The sequence below is a fragment of the Nocardia sp. CC201C genome (assembly GCF_030010695.1).
Lineage (GTDB): Bacteria > Actinomycetota > Actinomycetes > Mycobacteriales > Mycobacteriaceae > Nocardia > Nocardia otitidiscaviarum.
Map to the genome: position 1 here is coordinate 1 of NZ_JASCXP010000626.1, position 2,750 is coordinate 2,750.

At 71.8% G+C, this 2,750-nt stretch carries 4 protein-coding genes; 3 read left to right on the plus strand and 1 reads right to left on the minus strand.

Going from position 1 to position 2,750, the window contains the following annotated elements:
* A partial coding sequence (recO, locus tag QK444_RS35090) for a DNA repair protein RecO (protein ID WP_282786291.1) occupies positions 1 to 387 on the minus strand: 387 nt, incomplete at its 3' end.
* Between the two features lie 382 nt (positions 388 to 769).
* Here recO and QK444_RS35095 point away from each other — a divergent pair.
* The 3 genes from QK444_RS35095 to QK444_RS35105 all read left to right on the plus strand — a co-directional run bounded on the left by QK444_RS35095 (position 770) and on the right by QK444_RS35105 (position 2,505).
* Positions 770 to 1,267: a methylated-DNA--[protein]-cysteine S-methyltransferase gene (locus tag QK444_RS35095; RefSeq protein WP_282786292.1), complete on the plus strand. Its 498-nt coding sequence runs from the start codon at positions 770 to 772 to the stop codon at positions 1,265 to 1,267.
* Positions 1,264 to 1,998 (plus strand): 2OG-Fe(II) oxygenase, encoded by a 735-nt coding sequence (locus tag QK444_RS35100; protein ID WP_282786293.1) that lies wholly within the window; start codon positions 1,264 to 1,266, stop codon positions 1,996 to 1,998. Before QK444_RS35095 ends, QK444_RS35100 begins: the two co-directional genes overlap by 4 nt.
* Positions 1,999 to 2,250: 252 nt before the next feature.
* Complete coding sequence (locus tag QK444_RS35105; protein ID WP_282786294.1) at positions 2,251 to 2,505, plus strand: Ada metal-binding domain-containing protein; 255 nt, start codon at positions 2,251 to 2,253, stop codon at positions 2,503 to 2,505.
* Positions 2,506 to 2,750: the final 245 nt, after the last annotated feature.

Sequence of the window (2,750 nt, forward strand, 5' to 3'; positions counted from 1 at the left end):
GTGGGCGGCGGCGATGGCGCGCAGGGCGCCCGCGGTGAGGGTGTGCAGGCGGGGGGCGGGGGCGCGCTCCTCGCCCGCCAGCCGCTCGGCGGTCTCGAGCACCGCGCAGGCGGCGGTGTAGCGGCCGTAGTCGGCGACGATATCGGCGGCGAACGCCTCCACCGTGTGCACCTGGGTGATGGTGTCGAGGGTGCGGCCGGGATACAGCTGCACGTCCACGTAGGCGAACGGCTCCAGCCGCGCCCCGAACTTGGACCGGGTGCGCCGGGCCCCCTTGGCGACCGCTCGCACCAGCCCGTGCTGGCGGGTCAGGAGCGTGACGATGCGATCGGCCTCGCCCAGCTTGTGCTGGCGCACCACCACGGCATGGTCCCGATACAAACGCACGCGGGTAAGTCTCCCACGTCGCCCCGACGAATCGCGATGTCGGCCGGAGCCGAGTCGCGACGGGACGTGCCGCGCGGCGGCCCGACGATCCGCCGCCCGGCACGACACGGGTCTACGAACAGCCGGGTAAGCGGCGGCGACCCGGACTCGTTCGACGCGTCGGATCGGTGGCACAGGGTTCCGGGGGCGGCAGAGCGCCGCCGCACGGTGCTCGTAAACATGGGCGGTGAGGCTGGCCGGATTGCACGGCGGGATCGCTCGGAAACCGCCATCCGGCTCACCGCAGGATCGAAGCCGGGAAATGACATGTCTGATTTCCGCCAGTCATGTCGTTGCCGGGGCGGCAGAGTCGGTGGGGAACGACGAGTGAGAGGAGGCGGCCATGACCGTCTACACGACAATGGACAGCCCGCTGGGGGAACTGCTGCTGGTCGGGGAGCCGGTGCGCGGGGGCGTCGCGCTCGCCTCGGTGTCGGTGCCGGGGCAGAAGGGCGGGGCGATCGTACTGCCCGAGTGGACCCCGGACGCGGCGGCGTTCGACACGGTCACCACGCAGCTGCGGGAGTACTTCTATGCGGGACGCACCCGGTTCGATCTCGAATTCGCCTGCGGTGGCAGCGAATTCCAGCGGCGGGTGTGGCGGGCCGTCGAGGAGATCCCGTACGGCTCCACCGCCACCTACGGCGAGATCGCGGCGCGGGCGGGGGAACGGCGGGAGCGGGTGCGGGTGGTCGCCGCGGCCGTCGGCGCGAACCCACTGCTCATCGTCCGCCCCTGCCACCGGGTGATCGCCGCGAACGGGGCGTTGACCGGGTACTCCGGTGGGCTACAGCGCAAGCAGCGGCTGCTGGAGCTCGAGCACGTGCTGCTACCGGCATGACCGCGACCCGGCTCGATACCGCCGCGCAGCGGGAATACGCGGTGGCACAGCAGGATTGGGCCGGTATCGCGGCCGAACTCGACGCGTACGGCAGCGCGCTCACCGGGCCGCTGCTGGACGCCGACGAATGCCGGGCACTCATCGGCCTGTACGAGTGCGACGAACTGTTCCGCACCACCGTGAACATGCAGCGGCACCGGTTCGGTTCGGGCGAGTATCGGTACTTCACCCACGACCTGCCCGCGGTGGTGCGGGAGCTGCGGGAAGCGCTGTATCCGCGACTGCTCCCCATCGCCCGGGAGTGGGCGCGGCGGCTGGAACTGCCCGCGCCCTGGCCGGATTCGCTGCCGGAGTGGATCGCTATGTGCCACCGCGCGGAACAGTCGCGGTCGGCGCAGATCCTGCTGCGCTACGGACCCGGCGACTGGAACGCCCTGCACCGAGACGTCTTCGGCGACATGGTGTTCCCGCTCCAGGTGGTGATCGGCCTGGACCGCCCCGGCGTGGACTACACCGGCGGCGAATTCCTCATGGTCGAACAGCGCCCGCGCGCCCAGTCCCGCGGTTCGGCGACCGCCCTGCCGCAAGGCCACGGGCTGGTGTTCACCACCCGCGACCGGCCGGTGCGCTCCAGCCGGGGATGGTCGGTCGGCCCCATGCGGCACGGTGTGAGCACCGTGCGCTCGGGCCGCCGCCATACTCTCGGCCTGGTGTTCCATGACGCGGCCTAGTGGTGCATCGCCCGCCCGCGACCGCGTCCCGGCGGCTGACCGGATCACCGCCCCACTCGGTGATCGCATCGCCGCGACAGACCGGATCACCGCCCCACCCGGTGATCGCATCGCCGCGACAGACCGAACCACCGCCCCACCCGGTGACCGCGTCGCCACGACAGACCGGATCGCCGCCTCCGCCCGGGCCACGACGACGCGACGGGCCGGCGGGAAGCCGCCCACCGTGGAGACCGTGTGGGAGGTGGCGGCATGGCGTACATCCTCGTAGGCGCGGACGGGCAGCCGTACCCGAGCACCACCCCCGGAACACTCGGCGGACATCGCCGTGCGCGGATCTACGGCCGCCTCGACTGCCCGTCCGCCCTGCGCGCTCTGGCCCACGGGAACTATCGACGGCATCGCGTCTTCTTCGCCGACGATCGCACCGCCGTCGCCGCTGGATACCGCCCCTGCGCCCGCTGTCTGCCCGCCGCCTACCGGCGCTGGAAGATCGCGCACCGTTAACAGCACCCCGGCGAGTCGCGCTCCTGTTCGCGAGGGGGAACCGGTGGCGGGACCCTCTTGCGCGATGCCGCCACCGGTTCCCCCTCGGCGCGCGGGAACGGGAGGGCGGACGCATTGGACGTGTGACCAGAATCGCGCTACCTTGCGAATGGGATATCAGGGAGACGGGAATCACATGACGATGGCGGCCGTGGGCGAATTGGGCTTGGTGGAACTCGCGGCGGCGCTGGCCGCCGGACAGGTCG